Origin of the sequence: Xanthomonas campestris pv. campestris str. ATCC 33913 (assembly GCF_000007145.1) — a bacterium.
Taxonomy (GTDB): domain Bacteria; phylum Pseudomonadota; class Gammaproteobacteria; order Xanthomonadales; family Xanthomonadaceae; genus Xanthomonas; species Xanthomonas campestris.
Genome location: NC_003902.1, coordinates 2,119,989 through 2,142,028, shown reverse-complemented (window position 1 = coordinate 2,142,028; position 22,040 = coordinate 2,119,989). Strand labels below are relative to the sequence as shown.

The following is a 22,040-nucleotide window of genomic DNA, read 5'->3' as shown; positions in this document are numbered from 1 at the left end:
CCCGCGTTTAAAGCACCAGATCGCGCACCCGGTAGCTGCCCGGCGGCTTGCCGAGCAGGCGCTTGGCCGCATGCAACGCACCGCGCGCGAAGATGTCGCGGTTGGTGGCGCGGTGGATCAGCTCGACGCGTTCACCCAGCCCGGTGAACTGCACGCTGTGCTCGCCGACGATGTCGCCGGCACGCACGCTGGCGAACCGCGGCTGCGCCCCGCTGCCAGTGGCGGCCTCACCCAGCGTCAGCGCAGTGCCCGAGGGGGCGTCCTGCTTGTGCACATGATGGGCTTCGATGATGTCGCAGTCCCAGCCCGGCAGACTGCCGGCGGCGCGCTCCACCAGTTCGGTGAGCACCGCCACGCCCAGGCTGAAGTTGGACGCCCATACCAGCGGAATCTGGCCCGCAGCCTGCAGCAAGCCGGCCCGCTGCGCCTCGTCCAGCCCGGTGGTGCCCGAGACCAGCGGTTTGCCGCGCTGCACGCACAACGCCAGGATCGGCGCAAAGCCCTGCGGCAGGCTGAAGTCGATCGCCACATCGAACGCCGGCGCACCGCCCAGTTCGTTGGCGGCGAAGTACGGCACGCCGTCCACCACGCGCTGCGAGGGCGACCGCCCCACCACCGCACCGACGACGTGCAAGGCGTCGTCTTCGGCGGCCAATCGCAGCAATGCCTTGCCCATGCGCCCGGAGGCACCGTGGATCAGAACTTTTACGGGAGAAGTTGTCATGGGGTCAGGCTAGCGAGGCGGCAACGGTTTCACAAGATGAACCGGCAACCGCCTGCTGCGCGTGACGCCAGCGCTCATCCCGGATCGACAGCGCCGTGCAAGCGCGCGCCCCAACTCTCCACTTCGCGGCGCTGCAGGCGGCGCTCGAACAACGCGCGCCACGAAGGCACCAGCGGCAGCTGCAACACCGCGGTAATGGCCTCGGCATCCACCTCGCGCGCATACAGCACCTGCTGCACGCGCGACAGCGTCCACTGCGGATGCGGGCGTTCCAGAAGCGTCAGCGCATCGCCGGCCGCCAGCTGCCCGGGCTGCAGCACGCGGTAATACCAGCCGGTGCGGCCGCTGTCCTGGACGCGGCGCGCCATGTCGCGCAGGCCGAAACGGTCGGAGAGTTTCCAGCACGGTTGCCGCAGTTGCGACACCTCCACCACCGCACTGCCCAGCGCCAGGCGATCACCCAGGCAGACATCGGCCTCGGTCAGGCCGAGGCTGCTGAGGTTTTCGCCGAACGCGCCGGCCGCCTCCAGCAACGCATGCGCGCCGATCGCGGCCTGCCACGCCGCATAGTGGTCGCGCGGGTAATGGTGGATCGCCTTGTCGGGACCGCCATGCACGCGGCGGTCGCCCTGCTCGTCGCCCTCCAATCCTTCGGCACAGATCTGCAGCGGCCGCGTGACCATGCGCTTGTCGATCGCACTGCGGCTGCCCGGGCGGGTGAAGTCACGCGCCACGCCGGTGGCCACGCTGTCGATCCGCGTCAACTGCGTCGGTGTAGAGAGGCGTGCCTCCGCAGCGCTCACGCGCCCTGCCCCGGCAGCTCCGCCAATGCCTCACGCAGCAATTCGCCGAGCACCTGGATGCCGGCATCGATGCGTTCGCCCGGCACGGTAACGAACGACAGCCGCAGCGTATTGGTCTGCGGCAAGGTGGCGAAGAACGGCGCGCCGGGCACAAACGCGACATTGCGCGCGATCGCACGCGCCAGCAGCACGCTGGCATCCAGGCCCTGCGGCAGCGTCACCCACAGGAACATGCCGCCGTCGGGACGATTCCACTGCACCTGCGGCGGAAAGTGCCGCTCCAGCGCCTCCAGCATCAGGCTGCATTGCCGCGCATACAGCGCGCGGATCTGCGGAATATGCGTATCCAGGAAATCGTCCTGCAACGTGGAGTGCACCACGCGCTGGGTAAACGACGGCGTATGCAGATCGGCCGCCTGCTTGGCCTGGATCAACTTGCCCAGCACTGCCTCCGGTGCCACCACGTAGCCCAGGCGCAGACCAGGCGCCAGCACCTTGGAGAACGAGCCCATGTAGATCACCCCGTCCGGGTGCATCGACAACAGGCTCGGCAGCGGCTCGCCGCTGTAGTACAGCTCGCCGTACGGGTCGTCTTCGACGATCGGCACGCCCGCCTCCGCAGCCCGCGCCACCAGCGCCTGGCGGCGCGACAGCGGCAGCCGGCGCCCGGTGGGGTTCTGGAAATTGGGCAGGCAATACAGAAAGCGCGCATCGGCCAACAGCGAGGGGTCCAGTGCATCCACCACCACGCCATCGGCATCGGACGGCATGCCGGCAAAGTTGGGCTGGAACAGCGAAAACGCCTGCAATGCACCGAGATAGCTCGGCGTCTCCACCAGCACCTTGCTGCCTTCGTCGATGAATATCTTGCCCAGCAGATCCAGCCCCTGCTGCGATCCGGTGGTGATCAGCACCTGGGTCGGGCGGATGCTGGCACCGTCACGGCTCAGCCGCGCGGCGACCCACTCGCGCAGCGGCAGATACCCTTCGGTGGGGCCGTATTGCAGCGCCGCCTGCGGCGCATCGCGCAGCACCTGGTCGCTGGCCGCACGCATGCGCTCCACCGGGAACGTGGCCGGCGACGGCAGGCCGCCGGCAAAGGAAATCACCTCCGGCCGTTCGGTGATCTTGAGGATTTCGCGAATCGCCGAACTGGTCAGCGCCTGCGCACGTCGGGAGATCTGGAAAGAGGTCGTCATCAACCAAGCATAGCGACTGCCCGCCGCCAACGCGCTGTGCGCTGCAGCGAACGCGGTGCGGCCTGACTACGATTGTTTACCGCGTGATTGCGCTGCCATGCGTGCATTCGGCAGCGCATGGCATCACTGCTTGGCGCGCTCACTGCCGCACGATGCTGAAAGCGCCAGTGCTCCCGCGCACCAAAGGCGGCGCGCGCGCCGCGCTCAGTCGTACGCGGGCCCGACCCAGGCGGTGCCTTCGCTGCGTTCCACCAGAGTTTTCCAGCGCTTGCGAATCACCTTGTCGCGGCTGCGCAAGGTCATGCGCATGCCGGGCAACCCGATCGTGGCGCGGGTTTCGACCATGGCCGAGGCTTCGTCCGGTGCAATCTCGATCTTGGTGATGGAGTGCTTGTAGTCCATCACGTCTCCCAGGTTGACCGACGCATGCACCTGGCGCAGCGCCTGCGCCCACTCGCCATTGGCCTTGCAGTATTTTTCGCGCGAGGTGGTGCGGCGCTGCTGGTGCGAATCCATGCGGTACAGCACCACCATCTCGAAATCCGGTGCGGTCATGGCGCACAAGGCCTCACCATCCTGGGCCAGCATCGCCTTGTCGTGCGCGGCATACAGATCGCGCACCTGCTGCTCGTCCAGCGCATTGCCACCGTAGTTATAAATCCCCGCAATCGCTGCCAATACGGCCAGCAACACCAACACACGCATCGCCTTTCCCCTGGACTGCCGCGTCCTGCGGCCGCGCAAGTGTAGCGAAGGCGCTGCCGGCCGTCAGTGGCTGCGCGGCGTCTTCGGCCCGCAACTGTCACAGCCACCGCAGGCGGCCGCGCCCTGCCCGGCGGGCGGTGCGACGCGGCGCCCCATTGCCTGCATCCACGCGGGGCGGCCCTCGCGCACCAAGGCGAGCGCAAGCGCGCCGCGCAGACGCCGCAGCGTGCCGGGGAATTGTTTTTTCATCACCACCCATGCGCTCACCAGCACGGCGAGCGCGATGATCACGTATTGCAGGGTCAACGACATCTCAGCCGGCTCCGAACAACACGGCAAGCTGGTAGGTCACCAGCGAGGCCAGATAGGCCAGCGCGAACAGGTAAACCGCGCTGATGGTCATCTGTTTCCACGAGTTGGTTTCGCGCTTGATCGTGGCCAGCGTGGAGATGCACATCGGTGCGTAGATGTACCAGACCAGCAACGACAACGCGGTGGCCAGCGACCAGCCGTCGCTGATCAACGGCGACAGCGCCTGCGCGGCCGCGTCGTCATCGGCTGCGGACAACGCATAGACCGTGGCCAGCGACGCCACCGCCACCTCGCGCGCCGCCAGGCCGGGAATCAGCGCAATGCAGATCTGCCAGTTGAAGCCCAGCGGCGCGAAGAACACCGCCATCGCATGGCCGATCCGCCCGGCGAAGCTGTAGTCGATTGCGGGCAACGTGGCATTGGCTGGTGCGGCCGGGAACGACAGCAGGAACCACAACAGAATGGTCAGCGCCAGGATGATGCCGCCCACGCGCTTGAGGAAGATCACCGCGCGCTCCCACAGGCCCAGCGCCAGATCGCGCAGCTGCGGCACACGGTAGGACGGCAGCTCCAGCATCAACGGATGCTCGCTCTTGTCGCGGCGCCACTTCTTCATCGTCCACGACACCAGCAGCGCACTGACGATGGCCGCGGCATACAGCGCGAACAGGATCAGCCCCTGCTGATTGAAGATGCCCCACACCGTTTTTTGCGGAATGAAGGCGCCGATCAGTAGCGCATACACCGGCAACCGCGCCGAGCAGGTCATCAGCGGCGCCACCATGATGGTGGCCAGGCGGTCGCGTGGGTCCTGGATGCTGCGGGTGGACATGATGCCGGGCACCGCGCAGGCAAAGCTCGACAGCAGCGGAATGAAGGAGCGCCCAGACAGGCCTGCCGAGGCCATCATGCGATCGAGCAGGAACGCCGCGCGCGGCAGGTAGCCGGACTCTTCCAGCGCCAGGATGAAGGCGAACAGGATCAGGATCTGCGGCAGGAAGACGATCACCCCACCCAGGCCAGCGATGATGCCGTCCTTGAGCAGGCTGTTGAGCGGGCCTTCGGCCATGTGGGTGCCGACCCACTCGCCCAGCATCGCGGTGCCGCCGTCGATCAGGTCCATCACCGGGGTGGCCCAGGCGTACACCGCCTGGAAGATCAGGAACATCACCACCGCCAGCGTCACCAGCCCCCACACCGGGTGCAGCAGCCAGCGGTCCAACGCATCGTCCACACGCGAGGTGCGCGTGGGCATGGTCACCGCCGCGCTCAGGATCTGCCGCACCTGGGCGTGATAGTTGCCATCGGCCGGCGGCGTGGCGGTGGGGGCAGCCAGGTGCGCGGCCTGCGCGTCGATGCGCTCGACCAGCGCCTTGGCGCCGCCGCGCCGCACCGCCACCGTCTCGACCACCGGCACACCGAGCGCCTGCTCCAGTGCGGGCAAGTCGATGACGATGCCGCGCCGCTGGGCGGCATCCATCATGTTCAGCGCCACGATCATCGGGCGGCCCAGCTCACGCAGCTCCAGCGCAAAGCGCAGGTGCAGGCGCAGGTTGGTCGCGTCCATCACATAGACCAGCACATCGGGCGCCGGCTCGCCGGGGTAAAAACCGCGGCACAGATCGCGGGTGATCGCCTCGTCCAGACTGGCCGGCTGCAGGCTGTAGGCGCCAGGCAGATCCAGCACCGCAAACTCGCGCCCGGAGGGCGCACGGAAATGGCCTTCCTTGCGCTCGACGGTGACGCCGGTGTAATTGGCCACCTTCTGCCGGCTGCCGGTCAGCTGGTTGAACAAGGCGGTCTTGCCACTGTTGGGGTTGCCCACCAACGCCAGCCGCATCGGCAGGCCGATCGCGCTCATGCCGCCACTCCGTCGTCACGCACCTGCACACGGGCCGCCTCGCTGCGGCGCAGTGCAAAGCGCGTATAGCCAACCTGCACCAGCAACGGCTCGCGGCCAACCGGGCCCATCGCCAGCACCGTTACCTCTTCCCCCGCCACGAAGCCTAGTTCGCGCAGACGCCGGGCGATGGTGTCGTTGGGCTGACGGTCCTGCACGGATTCCACGGTGGCGACGCGATGCAATGGCATATCCGACAACGTCACAAAGACGGCCTGATTGTTAGGAATGGTTCTCAATTCTAGCATCGACGCACCGCGTCATGGCTCCAGCGGGTGGGCCGGCTATCATGGTTCGCATCCCATTCATGGACGCATGCGCAATGCAGGAAACCGGCTTGATCGTCGAGGACCAGGGAGCGGTCCGTACGCTGCGGCTCAATCGCCCGGCAGTGCACAACGCGTTCGACGCGACCCTGATTGCCGCCCTCACCGGCGCCCTGCAGCAGGCCGGTGCCGATGCGCAGGTGCGGGTCGTGGTCGTCACCGGTGCCGGCGCGGCGTTTTCCGCCGGCGCCGACCTGCACTGGATGCGCAGCATGGTCAGCGCCAGCGAAGCCGACAATGCGGCCGATGCACTGGCGCTGGCGCGCCTGATGCGCACGCTGGACGAATTGCCCAAGCCCACCATTGCGCGCGTCAATGGCGCCGCGTTCGGCGGCGGCGTCGGCCTGGTGGCGTGTTGCGACATCGCCATCGGCTGTACCGAGGCGCGCTTTGGCCTGACCGAAAGCCGCCTTGGCCTGCTGCCGGCGGTGATTTCGCCTTACGTGATCGCCGCGATCGGCGCGCGCCAGGCACGGCGCTGGTTCGCCACCGCGGAAATCTTCGATGCCGGCATGGCGCAATCGCTCGGGCTGCTGCATCAATTGGTGGCCGCCGACCAGCTCGACATTGCGGTGCAGCGCCAGATCCGCCTGCTGCTCTCCGCCGCTCCGCAGGCCGCAAGCAGCGCCAAGGCGCTGGTGCGCAGCATGCTGCCGCATTGCGAACGCGATGCCATCGATGCGGCCAACGCCGCGTTGATCGCCCGCTTGCGGGTCTCGCCGGAAGGCCAGGAAGGCCTGGGCGCCTTCCTCGACAAGCGCCCACCGGCGTGGGCGAGCGAGGAAAACGCATGAGGCTGTCCTGGTATCTAGCCGACCCCATGCCGTGCAGCGGGCAGCAGCAACGGCGCTCCACGGCCCGGAGCCGCCCATGAGCGACTTCGTACGCATTGTCGAAGTGGGCCCGCGCGACGGCCTGCAGAACGAAGCCAACCCGATTGCCTCCGCCGACAAAATCGCCTTGATCAACCAGCTCTCGGCCACCGGGTTGCGCACGATCGAGGCGACCAGCTTCGTCAGCCCGCGCTGGGTGCCGCAGCTGGCCGACGCCGCCGAGGTGTTTGCGGGCATCACCCGCCAGCCCGGCATCGCCTACCCGGTGCTGGTGCCGAACCTGCAGGGCTATGCGCGTGCCCACGCGGCCGGCGCGCAGGAAGTGGCGGTGTTCACCGCGGCCTCCGAAACCTTCAACCGCACCAATACCAATGCCGGCATCGACGAATCGATCGAGCGCTTCCGGCCGATCCTGGCGCAGGCCGCGCAGGACGGCGTGCGCGTGCGCGGCTACGTGTCCACGGTGCTCGGCTGCCCCTACCAGGGCGAGGTGGCGGTGGCCGATGTGGTGAATGTGGCCGAGCGGCTGTACCGCCTGGGCTGCTACGAGATTTCGCTGGGCGACACCATCGGCGTCGGCACCCCGGCCAAGGCACGCCAGATGCTGGCCGCGGTGGCCGGCAGCATCCCGCTGCAGGCCCTGGCCGTGCACTTCCACGACACCTACGGCCAGGCGCTGGCCAATATCGCCGCCTGCCTGGAGCAAGGCGTGCGGGTGGTGGACGCGGCCGTGTCCGGCGCCGGTGGCTGCCCGTATGCGAAGGGTGCCAGCGGCAATGTCGCCAGCGAGGACGTGGTCTATCTGCTGCATGGCCTGGGCATGCCCACCGGCATCGACCTGCCTGCCCTCGCCCGCACCGGGCGCTGGCTGGCGCAACTGCTGGGCAGGGAAACCGGCAGCAAGGTCGGCAAGGCACTGGCGGCGGCCGCCTGATCATTCCACCCGCGTTGCGCCGCGCAGCGATGCGATCAGCGCTTCGGCTAGAATCGCCGACCGATCGCCGGCCGGCATCCCCGCTTTCAAGGAACCCACGCGCATGCAGCCTTCTTCTGTCCTTGCCATCGTCACCGGCGGCGTTTCCGGCCTCGGCCTGGCCGTGGCGCAGCGCATCGTCGCCGACGGCGGCAGGGTCGCGCTGTTCGATGTCAACGCCGACAAGGCCGACGCGGCGCTGGCCTTGCTGGGCGCGGGCAACGCGCACTATTTCGCCACCGACGTGACCGATGAAGCGCAGGTCGCCGCCAATGTCGCGCAAGCGGCGCAGGCACTGGGCGGGCTCAACCTGGCCGTGAACTGCGCCGGCATCCTCGGCGCCGGCCGCGTGCTGGGCAAGGAGGCCGCGATGCCGCTGGCCACCTTCCGCACCACCGTCATGGTCAATCTGGTCGGCAGCTTCAATGTCGCCAAGGCCGCCGCCGATGTGATGCAACACAACGCCGCCGGCGAGGATGGCGAGCGCGGGGTGATCATCCACACCGCCTCGGTGGCCGCCTACGAGGGCCAGATCGGCCAGGCCGCGTATGCTGCCAGCAAGGGTGGCGTGGTCGGGATGACCTTGCCGATGGCGCGCGAACTCGCCCGCTTCGGCATCCGCGTCATGACCATTGCGCCCGGCGTGTTCTGGACCCCGATGTTGGATGGCATGCCCGAAACCGTGCAGCAATCGCTGGCCGCCTCGATCCCGTTCCCCTCACGTCTGGGCCAACCCGACGAGTACGCCGAAACCGTCGCATTCATCCTGCGCACGCGCTATCTCAACGGCGAAGTCATTCGCCTGGACGGCGGCGTGCGCTTGGCGCCCAAGTAGCAGGGGATGGGGAATCGAGAATGAGGAATCGCAACCGCGTCCCACTCCCAGCACCCCGGCCCCGGCTTTTCCAATTCCCCATTCCCAACTCCCGATTCCCATGAAAGCTAACGACATCAAGAAAGGCAACGTCGTCGAATACAACGGCGGCATCTACCAGATCCGCGACATCGAACGCAGCTCGCCGCAGGGCCGCGGCGGCAATGTGCGCTTCCGCTTCATCATGTACAGCGTGCCGGGCGGCGCCAAGCTGGATGCCAGCTTCGATGCCGACGACAACTTGCCGGAAGTGGAACTGCTGCGCCGCCAGTCGACCTATTCGTACAAGGACGGCGAGGCCTTTGTGTTCATGGACGACGAGGACTACACCCCCTACATGCTGGACGCGGAGGTGATCGGCACCGACGCCGGCTACATCACCGATGGCCTCACCGGCATCTTCGTGCAGGTGATCGACGACCAGCCGGTCGCCGTGCAGCTGCCGCAGACGGTGACGCTGGAAGTGGTCGAAACCCCGCCAGAGCTCAAGGGCGGCACTGCCACCAAGCGGCCCAAGCCGGCCAAGCTCAACACCGGGCTGGAAATCATGGTGCCGGAATACATCACCAACGGCGAACGCGTGCTGGTCAACACCACCACCGGCGAATTCGCTGGCCGCGCCGACTGACATGCGCAGCATCCTGTGCCTGCTCGCGCTGCTGGCGCTGAGTGCCTGCACCGCCGAGCCGGCACCGGCGCCCGCCCCTGCGGCGGTCGCCCCCGTGACCGCTGCACTCGCCTGCACCGACCCGGTGGTGGAAGAGGAATGGCTGCAACATCCGGCCGGCCTGTGCGGCATGCCGGATGACGTGCGCAAGCTGGTGGACGACTACGACACCTGCGAGCATTTCGCCGGCGAAGAGCCGTACGACGACGCGCGCCGCCGCGAAATCGAAGCGGCCGTAGAACAGTACTGCACGCCGGCACCCGCCCAGCTGGCTGCCTTGATGCAGCGTTACCGCAACGATGCCGGCGTCAGCGAGTGGCTGCGCAACTATGCAAAACAAGCGGATCTGCAGCCCGCGAGCTGAGCCGTGCCATGCAGACGTAGCGGCTGGCTGTGTTCCCGACGATCCCAAGCCGCTTTCTCACGCTGGACGCGCTGGAAAGTGCGTCCGCTCTGTAGTTAGTTTGCGCAACGCGGCATGCGCGCTGTTGTGAGCGTCAACTCATTCGCAGTTGCCTAAAGCCCTTCAAGTCGCGGGCGTGTTCGTCTGTCGGATGCACCCGCAATGCCTGCAATGCCGCCATCAACCGACGCGGATGCAAACGTCGCCGCTCACTTTGCAATTGCCTGCTCCGGCACAGCCGCAACTGCCTGCACCGGCTGTGCAAGCACACGCAATCGTGCACGCAGCCTTTCCACGTTCGCCTCACTCTGTTCCAGATCATCGCGCAGCTCGGCAGACAACTGCTGTCGGCCCAACGCCTGCAATTGCTTCCAGCCATCGGCCAGGCCGCTACTGGCCTGCGCGACCTGGGCGCGCACACGTTGCTGCTCGTCGGACTGCGGCAATCCGTAGCCGGGGCCATCGAGAAGCGCCGCCGGATGACTGAGCCGCGCCTGCCGGACGAACAGGCTTTGCAGTTGATCCTGCACTGCTGCGCGCTCGGCGATGCCGGGCCGCAACAGGCGCTTGAGCGCATCGCGCGCAATCAGCTCCTGTCGCCGTAACGCGGCCTGCTCCAGCAGTAATGCAGCTGCGGTTTCGCGCAGGCCGCCGCGGTCGAACCACTGCGCGCGTGCGCCAGGCGCGGCATCCAGCCATTGCGCAACACTCATCTGCGGTACCGGAATGCCGCGCCGAAGCACGTCGAACATGGCCTGATAATGCGCAGCCGCCGACTCGAAGTAATAGCCCTGACGTGTGGCCTGCGCGGGGTCGTCCAGCACATGCAGATCGGCAAGGCCGGCGCGCTGCAGCCGCTGGCGCACGCCGCGCGGGGTGATCGATGACACGCCGGCTTCAGCAAGACGCGGCACGCCGTCGTGCAACAACTTGTAGGTTTCCACCGCGCAGTTGTTGCTGATGAAGTAATAGCGCCCGTCGTAGCTCCAGTGCACCTGCGCGGCGCGCGTCAGCAGCGCGGCGACCTCATCCGGGCGCAACGCCAGCGGCACCGACGACAGGGCACGCAATTCCACTTTGGTGTATTCGTCAATGACCTGGTTCAACGGCAGCACGAACAGCCGCGACGGATACGAGCCGGTCAGCCCGCGCCAGCTGGAGATCTGCACATCGCCGACGAAGGCACGAAACGACAGCACGCGGTGATATTGCAGATCCAGCCGGCACGCCGGCCCTGGCGCGCGGCCGGGCGCGCAGATCACCAACCGCAACATGCCGTGGCCCCAGCGACTCATCGGCTGCTCGTTGCCTTCGGCAAGCAGATAGTCCACCGCATAGACCCGCGCCGGATCCAACGCCAAAAGCGACATCGCACCGGCATCGTTGTCGGCCTGCAGATACGGCAAGGTCGGCGCGCATGCTGCCGCAGCGTGCGGCGGCCCTAGCCGCTCGGAAAACCAGGCCGCGAGCGCTGGACGGCGGCAGGCGTAGTCCGCATCCAGCACGTAATGCTCGAGATTGACCGCAACAAATTCGGCCGGGCTATGCCGCTCGTAGGCATCGGGACTGCGGTCGCTGAAGCGGTTTGCACCGCGCCCGACCCGCCAGGGACGCACCTGCCAGCCGGCAAGATCGCGCAGGCGTGGGTCGCGCGACAACGCACTGCCCGCTCCACGGTCGCGCACGTGCGCCAATTCATGCACCAACGCCGCCATCGCCGCACGTGTGGCCGGGGCGCTGATGTCAGTGCGTGCGCTGGCGGGCTGCATGCTCCAGGCATCCAACAGCGCATGATCGAGCAGGATGCGATTGCCGATCGCACGACCATGCACCTGCGCCGGCAAATCGCGGCGCCACTGCAATTGAATGGGTGCTGCATCGCGCGTTACCCAGCCCGCCGGCAAGCGTTGTCCGACCTGCTGCAGCAGCGCCTGGCTGGCCGCGCGCTCGGAAGGGGTCAACTCCGATGCGACAACCGACACCTGCAGCACGGGCGAACGCTGCGATTGGGCGTGCGCCGCCGGTGCGATCGCTGCGGCCAGCCACAGCCATGCGCACCGGCGACGACGATTCACTGCGCCAGGATGGACTGAGCCAGTTCCAGGTCGCTGGACACGCGCGCCGCATCGCTGCGACTGCGCAATTGCAGCAATGCCGCTTCAAGCCGCGCACCGCGGATGGCGCCATCGCTGGCCACGAAACCAGCCGCATCTTCGCGTGCGTCGGCAACCACCTTGTCGTCGCCGGAACTACTGCTGTTGGACGAACCGGCCGACGACGCACCGGCCGAGGTTCCCGCAAGACTGGATGCGGCGGCTGCCAGCGGCAGCAAGGTCAACGCACAAAACACCAGGGAGCGCATCATCGGCGTGTCTATTCCATGTGAGGTGGTGAAGAGACTACCCGGCAGGCGTTGCGCCGGGCACCTCGTCCATGTCGAACAGCTTGCCTGGATTCAGCAAAAGATGGGGGTCGAGCACATGTTTGATGCCGCGCATCAGCGCGATTTCTGCCGCCGAACGCGTGCTCCACAGGTACGGTTTCTTGACCAGGCCAATGCCGTGCTCGGCCGAGATGCTGCCGTCGAAACGCTGCAGGCTCTGCGCCAGCAACTTGGTGACCTGCTCGCAGGCAGTGATGAAATCTGCCTGGCTGGTGGCGTCGGGCTTGAGCACGTTGATATGCAGGTTGCCGTCGCCGATATGGCCAAACCACACAACATCGAAATGCGGGTAGGCGTCGTGCAGCAATGCCTGCGTCTCGGCCAGGAACGCCGGCATCGCCGAGATCCGCACCGACACATCGTTCTTGTACGGGGTGTAACGCGCCAGCGCCTCGGTGATGCCTTCGCGCAGGCGCCACAGCTGCGCCGCCTGCGCATCGCTCTGGCTGATCACCCCGTCGCTCACCCAGCCCTGCTCCATGCAGGCTTCGAACGCCGCCATCGCCGCCGCTTCCTGCGCCTCATCGCCGGCAGCGAACTCGGTCACCACGTAGTACGGGTGCACTTCGGCAAATGGCGCCTGCGCGCCATGCGCCAGCACGTGCTCCAGCGCGCGATCGGTGAAAAATTCAAACGCTTCCAGCCGCAGCTGTGCGCGAAACGCCGCGAACACCTGCATCAACACATCGAACGACGGCAGCGCCAGCAGCATCACGTTGCTTGGCGGCGGCGGGTCGGTCAGCCGCAGCGTTGCTTCGACCACGATGCCCAGCGTGCCTTCCGAGCCGATCATCAGATGCCGGAAGTCGTAGCCGCTGGAATTTTTCACCAGCGCATTGTTGAGGTGCAGCAGCTCGCCGGTGCCGGTGACCACACTGAGCCCGGCCACCCATTCGCGGGTATTGCCGTAGCGGATCACGCGGATGCCGCCGGCATTGGTGGCGATGTTGCCGCCGATCGAGCACGAACCACGCGCTGCGAAATCCACCGGGTACACCAGGCCGTGCTCGCGCGCGGCGTTGTGCACCGCTTCCAGCGGCATGCCGGCCTGCACGGTGAGCGTGCGATCCACCGCATCGAAGGCCAGCGGCTTGTTCAACCGCTCCAGGCTCAGCACCAGCTCGCCATTGGCCGCGACCGCGCCACCAGACAAACCGGTACGCCCACCCGAGGGCACCACCGCCACCGCATGCGTGTTGGCCCAGCGCACCACCGCCTGCACTTCTTCCACCGACCCCGGCAGCGCGATGGCCAGCGGATTCGGCGTCCAGCGGCGCGTCCAGTCACGGCCGTAGTGCTCCAGGTCGGCCGGCTCGGTCTTCAACCGCAGCGCGGGGACGGCCTGTTGCAAGGAGAGGATGCGGGGATCGGTCATGGCACGCAGCGCGGCGGTAGGAACCGCACAGCGTGCCAGCCTGCGCCGGCCCCGTCCAGCCGCGTCAACCTGCGTACGCGCAGCGTTGGATTCAGCTGAAACCGTTGCGGCACAAGGGCTGCGGCGTCACACCGCAGGCACTGCGGGTGCCAAATCGCCCACCCCATCTGGCATAGTGGCCGGCCCGATTGCTGCAGTGCGTCCACCATGTCGCCGAAGAAAACCTCGTTTCCCAAGCAGGACATCCGCGTCCTGTTGCTGGAAGGCATCAGCCAGACCGCCGTGGACGTGTTCCGCGCCGCCGGTTACTCGCAGATCGAGCTGCACGCCAAGTCCCTGCCCGAGGACGAACTCAAGGCGCGCATCGCCGAGGCGCACATCGTCGGCATTCGCTCGCGCACCCATTTGAGCGCCGATGTGCTGGCGCACGCCAAGCGGCTGATCGCGGTGGGCTGCTTCTGCATCGGGACCAATCAGGTCGACCTAGAGGCGGCGGAACTGGCCGGCATTCCGGTGTTCAACGCGCCCTACTCCAACACCCGCAGCGTGGCCGAACTGGTCATCGCCGAGGCCATCCTGCTGTTGCGCGGCATCCCGCAGAAAAATGCGCAATGCCACCGCGGCGGCTGGTCCAAGTCGGCCGCCGGCAGCCACGAAACGCGCGGCAAGGTGCTCGGCATCGTTGGTTACGGGCACATCGGCACCCAGGTTGGCGTGCTGGCCGAATCGCTAGGCATGCAGGTGATTTTCCACGACATCGAAACCAAGCTGTCGCTGGGCAACGCGCGCGCGGCGATCGACCTGGACGACCTGCTGGCGCGCTCGGACGTGGTGACCCTGCACGTGCCGGAGACCCCGTCCACCAAGGACATGATCGGCGCGGCAGAAATCGCCCGCATGAAGCCCGGCGCGCATCTGATCAATGCCTCGCGCGGCACCGTCATCGACATCGATGCACTGGATGCGGCGCTCACCTCCGGCCAGATCGGCGGCGCGGCCGTGGACGTGTTCCCGATCGAGCCCAAGGGCAATGGCGATGCGTTCGAGTCCCCGTTGATTGCGCACGACAACGTCATCCTGACCCCGCACGTGGGCGGCAGCACGCTGGAAGCACAGGACAATATCGGCGTGGAAGTAGCCGCCAAACTGGTGCGCTACAGCGACAACGGCAGCACCTTGTCGGCGGTGAACTTCCCTGAAGTCACCCTGCCCGAGCACCCCGACAGCCTGCGGCTGCTGCACATCCACCGCAACGTGCCGGGCGTGCTGTCGCAGATCAACGAACTGTTCTCGCGCCACAACCTCAACATCGATGGTCAGTTTTTGCGCACCGACCCCAAGGTGGGCTATGTGGTGATCGACGTCAGCGCCAGCGAGGAGCTGGCGGGCGTGTTGAAGGACGAGCTGGGTCAGATCACCGGCACCTTGCGGACGCGGGTTCTCTACTGACGGGGATTAGGGATTCGGAATTTGGGATCGGGAAGAGTGGCGGCGCTGGCGAGCCCTTTCTCTGACAGGTATCTGGCTTGGATCGATTGCGGTGGCGCAAAAGCGAATGCGCACACCGCCAAAACAAGCGCGCAAGAGCGGATCACGCGACGTACGCGCTTGCGAATCCCCAATCCCCAATCCCGAATCCCGAATCCCGAATCCCAGCCCCTCAGGGCTGCAACTCGCCGCGCAAGCCCTCGCTCAACAGATAGTCGTCGGCCTTCAAATACCACCGCTCCGGGCCGGTGGTGACCGCCTCCATGTACAGGCCGTCGCCATCCTCGCGCGGCGGGCGCTGCAGGCTGACGATCGCCACGCCATGCGGCGGCCCGCTCAACGCCAGCAGCGCCCGTTGCACGGTACGCGCCAGTTCGGCCGAGTCCATCCGGTCGTCGACCGGGCGGAACGCCAAGCGGTAAGTGAACGAAGCAGCGGTGCGGGACATGGGCATGGACAGGCAACGGGCGCCCAAGGGTACCCAATCCCGCCATGCCCGCCCAGCCAACGGACGCTCGGCGCCCGCGCAAGCCGGCCCGGCAACGCCCGTCGCCGGCGCATCAGCTGCCGCCGTGCACCATCCACTTCTCGGCCATGCGCCGCATCGACGGATCCAGCTCCGGGTCGGCCAGCAGCTCGGCGATCGGGCGCCACGCCAAAGCGAGCGATTCTTCGCTGACCTGGAAGGTCTCGTCGGCGCCGGCGACCACCACGTAGCGGGCGTCGTAATGCCAGTGGCCGGCCACCTCGCCACGGGCCGGGATCCAGTGCCGATCCAGGTCGAACAGCAGGCCGTCGGCCAGGGTCAGCCCGGTGAGGCCGGATTCCTCCTGCGCCTCGCGCAGTGCCACCTGAGCCAGATCGCGGTCACCATCGGCGTGGCCGCCCAGCTGCAGCCAGCGCTGCAGCTTGCGGTGATGGGTCAGCAGCGTGCGGGTGCCATCGGCACCGACCACCCACGCCGAGCCGGTGAAGTGACCTTCGACACGCTCGCGCACGAACGGATCGGTGGCATCGTCCAGGAGTTGCTCGAACTGGTCGGCCACCTCGGACTCGTTCGGCCAGCGGGCGCGGTAGACCGTCAGTTGCTGCCGCAGGGGTGCATCCACCATCTATTGTTCCCGGTTGTCATGGACCAGCGACCATTATCGCCATTCATGCTGCGTACGCGCTTGTCGTGAGCGTGTAGCTTTGGCAAGGTAGGCCGCTTGCCTGTCCCATCGGGATGCGGCGCACACTTCGCCCAGGCGCGCGCGCCTTCGTTCTGCCACTTAGGATGTACCGAATGCTGAAGTCTCTGTTGAGGGTCAAACCGATCGAGCCCGCCGGACGTGTGGATGCGGGCGAACCGGTCGAAGGCAGCCTGCAGGGCGAAGCGACGCTGCAACGGACCCTCACCGCCAAGCACCTGATCATGCTCGGCATCGGCGCGGTGATCGGCGCAGGCATCTTTGTGATGACCGGCCAGGCGGCTGCCAACCATGCTGGGCCAGCGGTGATGCTGTCGTTTGTCTTCGCGGGTATCGCCTGCACGTTTGCCGGCCTGTGTTACGCCGAGTTCGCGGCAATGATGCCGGTCTCCGGAAGTGCTTACTCGTATTCCTACGCGACGCTTGGAGAAGGCATCGCCTGGTTCATTGGCTGGTGCCTGGTGCTGGAATATCTGTTCGCAGGGTCAAGCGTCGCGGTGGCGTGGTCTGCCTATCTGATCAGCTTCATCACCGGCACGCTGGGTCTTCCGTTCCCCACAGAGCTGACCAACGCCCCGCTTGCCTGGATCAATGGCGAATTCGTGGCGTCTGGCAACATCCTCAACCTGCCTGCCGTGCTCATCGTGGCTGCGGTGAGTGGGTTGTGCTATGTCGGCATTACCCAGTCGGCCTTCATCAACGCAATTGTCGTGGCGATCAAGATCGCAGTGATCTGTCTGTTTGTTGGCTTCGGCGCGGCATATATCGACCCGGCCAACTGGCATCCTTTCATTCCCGAAAATACCGCCCCAGGCGTATTTGGCTGGAGCGGCGTATTCCGCGCTGCCTCGATCGTGTTCTTTGCCTACATTGGCTTCGATGCGGTATCGACCTCGGCTGGAGAAACCAAGGACCCGCAACGCAACATGCCGATCGGCATCCTCGGCTCGCTGGCGGTGTGCACCATCATCTACATCATCGTGTGTGCAGTGCTGACAGGTTTGATGCCATATACCCAGCTTGGCACTGCCAAGCCGGTGGCCACTGCGCTGGAAGCGCACCCGCAACTGACTTGGCTCAAGACTGCGGTGGAGATCGGCGCGATCGCCGGCCTGTCCTCGGTGGTGCTGGTGATGCTGATGGCACAGCCGCGCATCTTCTACACCATGGCCAAGGATGGGTTGATGCCCAAACTGTTCGGCAAGGTGCACCCGAAATTCCACACGCCATATGTCGGCACCGTGATCGTGGGGGTGGTCGCCGCATCACTGGCGGGGTTGATCCCGCTCAGCGTGCTGGGTGAACTGGTGTCGATGGGCACCCTGCTCGCCTTCGCCACCGTGTGCGCCGGCGTAATGGTGCTGCGTTTCACCAAGCCCGAGCTGGAGCGTCCGTTCCGTGTACCGCTGGCAATGATAGTTTGTCCGTTGGGTACGCTTGCGTGCCTGGCCCTGTTCTTCCAGGCCTTCCAGGAACACTGGAAGGTGTTCGTGGGCTGGACCGTGATCGGCCTGGTCATCTATTTCGGCTACGGCATCCACCATAGCCGTCTGGCTCGCAAGGCCTGACCCTTTCAAGACCGGCGTTCGCGCCGGTCTTCTCGTTCAACGATCGCGCGCAGCGCCAAGCCGGAACCGCTCCATGTTCAAACAACTTTGGGCCACCAAACACCCGCACGCCAGCCATGAGGCGGCCGACGGGCTGGGCCTGCAACGCGCGCTCGGTCCCTGGGGGCTGACCGCCCTGGGCATCGGCGCGGTGATCGGCGGCGGCATCTTCGTGATCACCGGCCAGGCCGCGGCCGACCATGCCGGCCCGGCGATCGTGCTGTCGTTCGTGCTCGCGGCGATCTGCTGCGCGTTCTGCGCCATGGCCTACGCCGAATTTGCGGCGATGGTGCCAGTCTCCGGCAGCGCCTACACCTATACCTACGCCACCTTCGGCGAGCTGGCGGCCTGGTTCATCGGCTGGATGCTGGTGCTGGAATACGGCGTCTCTGCCTCGGCGGTCGCGGTCAGCTGGACCGGATATTTCCTCAGTCTGCTGGAACACTTCGGCATCCATTTGCCGGCCGCCCTGGTCAGCGCACCGCTGGACGGCAAGCTGCAGCGCACCGGCGCGATCGCCAACCTGCCCGCCGCCGGCATCGTGTTGTTGCTGACCTGGCTGTGCTATGTCGGCATCCGCAAGTCGTCGGCGATGAACATGGCGATGGTGATCCTCAAAACCGGGCTGATCATCCTGGTCATTGCGGCGGGCTGGAAGTACGTGGACCCGGCCAACTGGCATCCCTTCATCCCCGCCAACGAAGCACCGGGCAAGTACGGCATGGAAGGTGTGCTGCGTGGCGCGGCGATGGTGTTCTTCGCCTACATCGGCTTCGAGGCGGTGTCGGTGGCGGCGCAGGAATCGCACCGTCCGCAACGCGATCTGCCGATCGGCATGATGCTGTCGCTGGTGATCTGCACCGTGCTCTACATCGCCATGGCCGCGGTGATGACCGGCCTGGTGCCGTTCACCCAGCTGGGCACCGATGAGCCGGTAGTGACCGCAGTGGCCGCGCATCCGCAGCTGGCCTGGTTGCGCGTGGTGGTGGAAGTGGGTGCGCTGATCGGGCTGTCGTCGGTGGTGCTGGTGATGATCATCGGGCAGCCGCGCATCTTCATGATCATTGCGCGCGATGGCCTGCTGCCGGCGGTGTTCACGCGCATCCATCCCAAGTACCGCACGCCGCACATCAACACGGTGATTACCGGCATCGGCATCGCTCTGCTTGCGGCCGTCTTCCCGCTGGATGTGCTGGGCGAGCTGACCTCGATGGGCACGCTGATCGCCTTCGCCGCCGTGTGTGCGGGCGTGCTGATCCTGCGCCGCACCCATCCGGAACTGCCGCGTCCGTTCCGCATGCCGGCCGCGTGGCTGATCTGCAGCGCCGGTGTGCTCAGCTGCCTGGCCTTGCTGTCGGCGATGACGCTGCACAACTGGATGCTGATGGGGCTATGGACCCTGGTCGGGCTGGTGGTCTATTTCGGCTACGGCTATCGCCACAGCCGCCTGCGCGAGGGCCGCTGAGCACGCGCGCGGGCCAGCAGGGACTGACAAAACGGCTGCGCGCCCCCTAGGGGAGCGGGCGATCTGAGCCTTCGTTGCAGGGCGGCTGATTTGTGGCTTGGCCTCCAAGGCTCTGATCTGCGGCGTTGCTGCAAGGACCCTGGCCCGCCCACCATCGCAGGACACTTCGCGAGGATGTCCCCGTCGGCTCTTACGCGGCATCCATGCCGCGTCATTTCCCGCGGTGCTGTGCGGGCAAGGACCGGTCGAGATGGTCGACGTGCATAGCAAAGCGCCCTACGTGATGCACGTTTTTTGATGCTGGTGCTGGTTCGACATCCGACACAGGTGCGACAAGCGGCTGTTCATGCGGCCACCGACCAACCGTCTGGTGCGGTGTCCTCGCCGCTTGCGGGACCGTGTGGCGGCATGGATGCGGCCACCGAGCCCCCAGGGACGGGTTCACGGCGTGTCCCGCGAGCGGTGAGGGCACCGCGCGCCCGACCCACTCAGCGTTTGACACGGGCTTCTGACTGAACCCAAAAAGAGACAACGAACAAAACCACTGCGCTCACTGCCAGACGCACGCTCGTTACATTCCGTCAGCCATTCGCGATCCGAGCGCGGCAGGAACAGCCCCTGCTGCGCTGCACCTGACCGTAATCCGGTGGGGCAGTAGAATAGGCGCATGAATGCGACCACTGCCCCCCTGCCCTATAGCGCCGCCCGTTTGCACGAGCTGGCGCAGCTGTTGATCGGCAATATCCGTGAGCTGGCCCAGGCCGGCTGGACGCCTGCCACCAGCAGTAATTTTTCCCATCGCCTGGACGAGCAGCACGCGGCCATCACCGTCTCCGGACGCGACAAGGGCCGCCTGGTCGAAGAAGACATCATGGTGGTGGACTTCGATGGCCAGCCCGTGGGCCGCCCGTTGCGCCCGTCTGCCGAAACCCTGTTGCACACCCAGCTGTATCGCCGGTTCCCGGAGATTGGCTGCGTGTTGCACACGCATTCGCCGGTGCAGACGATTGCCTCCCGCCTGTATGCAGGCAGCGGCGTGATCCGCCTGGAAGGCTATGAACTGCTCAAGGCCTTCGAGGGAAATACCACCCACGAAACCGCGGTGGATGTGCCGGTGTTCGCCAACACCCAGGACATGCAGGTGCTGGCCGCGCAGGTCGAGGCCTTGCTGGACAAACAGAGCATGTGGGGGTATCTCATCGAAGGACACGGCCTGTATGCCTGGGGCCGCAACATGGCCGAGGCACGCCGTCATCTGGAGGCATTCGAATTCCTGCTGCATTGCGAACTCGAGCTGCTCAAGCTGCGCAGTCCGCGCTAAGCCCTCCCCGCCCCACGTGTGAGCCAGACCGCCATGAGCCGACTGCGTATTTTTGCCGATTCCAACCCGACCACCCCGCACTTCGACAGCCGCGACGGTGAGCAGATCGCCACCGAGCTGCGCAAGATTGGTGTCACCTTCGAGCGCTGGCACGCCAGCCAGCCGGTCGAACCGGGTGCATCGCCCGAACAGGTGATGGCCGCCTACCGCGCCGACATCGACCGCATCAGCGCCGAGCGCGGCTTCAAGACCGTGGACGTGGTGAGCATCGCGCCAGACAACCCCAAGCGCGAAGAAATGCGTGCCAAGTTCCTGGATGAGCACTTCCACAAGGAAGACGAGGTGCGCTTCTTCGTGGCCGGCTCCGGGTTGTTCACGCTGCACGTGGACGCGCAGGTCTACGAGATCGAATGCGTCAAAGATGATCTGATTGCGGTGCCGGACAGCACGTTGCATTGGTTCGACATGGGCCCGGAGCCGCACTTCGTGGCAATCCGTTTCTTCACCGAGCCGGACGGTTGGGTCGGCCACTTCACCGGCACCGAAATCGCCAAACAATTCCCCCGCTACGCCCCCGAGAAACCTCCAAAGGCCAGCTGACGATGACACGACCGCAAGCGATCCTCACCGATATCGAAGGCACCACCAGCAGCATCTCTTTCGTCAAGGACGTGCTGTTCCCGTATGCGCGCCGCGCCATGCCCGCTTACGTGCGCGAGCACGGCGGGCACCCGCAGGTGCGGCACTGGCTCAATCAGGTGGCCGACGAGATCGGCGAAGACGTGCCGGACGAGGTGCTGATCACCACCTTGCAGACCTGGATCGACGAAGACCGCAAGCACACCGCGCTCAAGGCCCTGCAGGGCATGATCTGGGAGGACGGCTACCGCACCGCCGATTTCAGCGCGCATATCTATACAGACGCGGCGATCCAGCTGCAGGCCTGGCATGCGGAAGGTATTCCGCTGTACGTGTATTCGTCCGGTTCGGTGCCGGCGCAGAAGCTGTTCTTCGCACATAGCGATGCCGGCGACCTGAGCGGCCTGGTGAGCGACTGGTTCGACACCGAGGTGGGCCCCAAGCGCGAGAGTTCCAGCTACCGCCGCATCGCCGAACGCATCGGCGTGCCGGCGCCGGAGATCCTGTTCCTGTCTGACGTGATCGAGGAACTGGATGCTGCCAAGCGCGCCGGCATGCGCACCGCGCTGCTCGACCGCCTGGAGGATTACCCCACCCCGCGTTCGGCGGACGATGTGGGCAGCCACCAGCGCGTGGAAAGCTTCACGCAGTTGGTGCTGTAACTGGCCACGCGCCATCGCTTCGGTTGATGGCGCGGTTTTGTTGGCGTGGGCGGCACCGTGAGTGTGCGGAAGCTGGGGTGACGGTGCGCCTGTTGATCACGGCGAGCGTGTCCACAGCAGATTGCTGGCTT

At 66.2% G+C, this 22,040-nt stretch carries 23 protein-coding genes; 11 read left to right on the top strand and 12 right to left on the bottom strand.

The annotated features are described in order from the left end of the window. Positions 1 to 7 precede the first annotated feature (7 nt). The 7 genes from dapB to XCC_RS09555 all read right to left on the bottom strand — a co-directional run bounded on the left by dapB (position 8) and on the right by XCC_RS09555 (position 5,849). Positions 8 to 724, bottom strand: coding sequence for a 4-hydroxy-tetrahydrodipicolinate reductase (gene dapB, locus XCC_RS09585; RefSeq protein ID WP_011037010.1), 717 nt, complete (start codon positions 722 to 724; stop codon positions 8 to 10). Between the two features lie 74 nt (positions 725 to 798). Next, positions 799 to 1,527, bottom strand: a complete 729-nt coding sequence (locus XCC_RS09580) for an MOSC domain-containing protein (RefSeq protein WP_011037009.1) — start codon at positions 1,525 to 1,527, stop codon at positions 799 to 801. Beyond that, positions 1,524 to 2,726: a PLP-dependent aminotransferase family protein gene (locus XCC_RS09575; RefSeq protein ID WP_040941378.1), complete on the bottom strand. Its 1,203-nt coding sequence runs from the start codon at positions 2,724 to 2,726 to the stop codon at positions 1,524 to 1,526. Before XCC_RS09575 ends, XCC_RS09580 begins: the two co-directional genes overlap by 4 nt. 204 nt (positions 2,727 to 2,930) lie before the next feature. Then, the gene (locus XCC_RS09570) at positions 2,931 to 3,431 is read right to left on the bottom strand and encodes a nuclear transport factor 2 family protein (RefSeq protein WP_019237696.1); all 501 of its coding nucleotides are present in this window, start codon (positions 3,429 to 3,431) and stop codon (positions 2,931 to 2,933) included. A gap of 63 nt (positions 3,432 to 3,494) precedes the next feature. Continuing rightward, positions 3,495 to 3,743: a DUF6587 family protein gene (locus XCC_RS09565; RefSeq protein WP_011037006.1), complete on the bottom strand. Its 249-nt coding sequence runs from the start codon at positions 3,741 to 3,743 to the stop codon at positions 3,495 to 3,497. Between the two features lies 1 nt (position 3,744). Next, positions 3,745 to 5,604, bottom strand: coding sequence for a ferrous iron transporter B (gene feoB / locus XCC_RS09560; protein ID WP_011037005.1), 1,860 nt, complete (start codon positions 5,602 to 5,604; stop codon positions 3,745 to 3,747). After that, positions 5,601 to 5,849 carry a FeoA family protein gene (locus XCC_RS09555; protein ID WP_011037004.1) on the bottom strand — a complete coding sequence of 83 codons (249 nt, stop codon included), beginning with the start codon at positions 5,847 to 5,849 and terminating at the stop codon, positions 5,601 to 5,603. Before XCC_RS09555 ends, feoB begins: the two co-directional genes overlap by 4 nt. 116 nt (positions 5,850 to 5,965) lie before the next feature. On the opposite strand from XCC_RS09555, the gene XCC_RS09550 reads away from it, so the two are divergent. From XCC_RS09550 to XCC_RS09530, 5 genes are all read left to right on the top strand, one after another. Then, complete coding sequence (locus tag XCC_RS09550; protein ID WP_011037003.1) at positions 5,966 to 6,763, top strand: enoyl-CoA hydratase-related protein; 798 nt, start codon at positions 5,966 to 5,968, stop codon at positions 6,761 to 6,763. A gap of 76 nt (positions 6,764 to 6,839) precedes the next feature. Then, on the top strand, positions 6,840 to 7,736 hold the full coding sequence (locus XCC_RS09545) for a hydroxymethylglutaryl-CoA lyase (RefSeq protein ID WP_011037002.1): 897 nt from the start codon (positions 6,840 to 6,842) through the stop codon (positions 7,734 to 7,736). A gap of 103 nt (positions 7,737 to 7,839) precedes the next feature. Beyond that, complete coding sequence (locus XCC_RS09540; protein ID WP_011037001.1) at positions 7,840 to 8,610, top strand: SDR family oxidoreductase; 771 nt, start codon at positions 7,840 to 7,842, stop codon at positions 8,608 to 8,610. 100 nt (positions 8,611 to 8,710) lie between these two features. Beyond that, complete coding sequence (gene yeiP, locus XCC_RS09535) at positions 8,711 to 9,277, top strand: elongation factor P-like protein YeiP (protein ID WP_011037000.1); 567 nt, start codon at positions 8,711 to 8,713, stop codon at positions 9,275 to 9,277. Between the two features lies 1 nt (position 9,278). Beyond that, positions 9,279 to 9,680, top strand: a complete 402-nt coding sequence (locus XCC_RS09530; protein WP_011036999.1) for a hypothetical protein — start codon at positions 9,279 to 9,281, stop codon at positions 9,678 to 9,680. A gap of 248 nt (positions 9,681 to 9,928) precedes the next feature. Here the strand turns inward: XCC_RS09530 and XCC_RS09525 are convergent, their stop codons facing one another. The 3 genes from XCC_RS09525 to XCC_RS09515 are packed head-to-tail and all read right to left on the bottom strand — an operon-like array spanning position 9,929 to position 13,537. Next, the gene (locus tag XCC_RS09525) at positions 9,929 to 11,794 is read right to left on the bottom strand and encodes a DUF4105 domain-containing protein (RefSeq protein ID WP_011036998.1); all 1,866 of its coding nucleotides are present in this window, start codon (positions 11,792 to 11,794) and stop codon (positions 9,929 to 9,931) included. Further along, positions 11,791 to 12,084, bottom strand: a complete 294-nt coding sequence (locus tag XCC_RS09520) for a DUF2388 domain-containing protein (protein ID WP_011036997.1) — start codon at positions 12,082 to 12,084, stop codon at positions 11,791 to 11,793. The genes XCC_RS09525 and XCC_RS09520 overlap by 4 nt, the downstream gene beginning before the upstream one ends. 34 nt (positions 12,085 to 12,118) lie before the next feature. Continuing rightward, a complete protein-coding gene (locus XCC_RS09515) occupies positions 12,119 to 13,537 on the bottom strand; it encodes an FAD-binding oxidoreductase (protein ID WP_011036996.1) in 1,419 nt (472 codons plus the stop codon). A 207-nt stretch (positions 13,538 to 13,744) separates the two neighbouring features. Between XCC_RS09515 and serA the strand changes: the two genes are divergently transcribed. Next, positions 13,745 to 14,986 (top strand): phosphoglycerate dehydrogenase, encoded by a 1,242-nt coding sequence (gene serA, locus XCC_RS09510; protein ID WP_011036995.1) that lies wholly within the window; start codon positions 13,745 to 13,747, stop codon positions 14,984 to 14,986. A 211-nt stretch (positions 14,987 to 15,197) separates the two neighbouring features. Here the strand turns inward: serA and XCC_RS09505 are convergent, their stop codons facing one another. Together XCC_RS09505 and XCC_RS09500 are read right to left on the bottom strand one after the other, a co-directional pair. Then, positions 15,198 to 15,479, bottom strand: a complete 282-nt coding sequence (locus XCC_RS09505) for a hypothetical protein (protein WP_011036994.1) — start codon at positions 15,477 to 15,479, stop codon at positions 15,198 to 15,200. A gap of 106 nt (positions 15,480 to 15,585) precedes the next feature. Beyond that, positions 15,586 to 16,137 carry an NUDIX hydrolase gene (locus XCC_RS09500; protein ID WP_011036993.1) on the bottom strand — a complete coding sequence of 184 codons (552 nt, stop codon included), beginning with the start codon at positions 16,135 to 16,137 and terminating at the stop codon, positions 15,586 to 15,588. 173 nt (positions 16,138 to 16,310) lie between these two features. Between XCC_RS09500 and XCC_RS09495 the strand changes: the two genes are divergently transcribed. From XCC_RS09495 to mtnC, 5 genes are all read left to right on the top strand, one after another. After that, the gene (locus tag XCC_RS09495) at positions 16,311 to 17,783 is read left to right on the top strand and encodes an amino acid permease (protein WP_016944570.1); all 1,473 of its coding nucleotides are present in this window, start codon (positions 16,311 to 16,313) and stop codon (positions 17,781 to 17,783) included. 73 nt (positions 17,784 to 17,856) lie between these two features. After that, positions 17,857 to 19,287, top strand: a complete 1,431-nt coding sequence (locus tag XCC_RS09490; protein WP_011036991.1) for an amino acid permease — start codon at positions 17,857 to 17,859, stop codon at positions 19,285 to 19,287. Between the two features lie 667 nt (positions 19,288 to 19,954). Continuing rightward, positions 19,955 to 20,608, top strand: coding sequence for a methylthioribulose 1-phosphate dehydratase (locus tag XCC_RS09485; protein WP_011036990.1), 654 nt, complete (start codon positions 19,955 to 19,957; stop codon positions 20,606 to 20,608). Between the two features lie 33 nt (positions 20,609 to 20,641). Further along, a complete protein-coding gene (locus XCC_RS09480) occupies positions 20,642 to 21,208 on the top strand; it encodes a 1,2-dihydroxy-3-keto-5-methylthiopentene dioxygenase (protein ID WP_011036989.1) in 567 nt (188 codons plus the stop codon). 2 nt (positions 21,209 to 21,210) lie between these two features. Then, entirely contained in the window at positions 21,211 to 21,909 is a 699-nt protein-coding gene (gene mtnC, locus XCC_RS09475; protein ID WP_011036988.1) for an acireductone synthase, read from the top strand. Positions 21,910 to 22,040 lie beyond the last annotated feature (131 nt).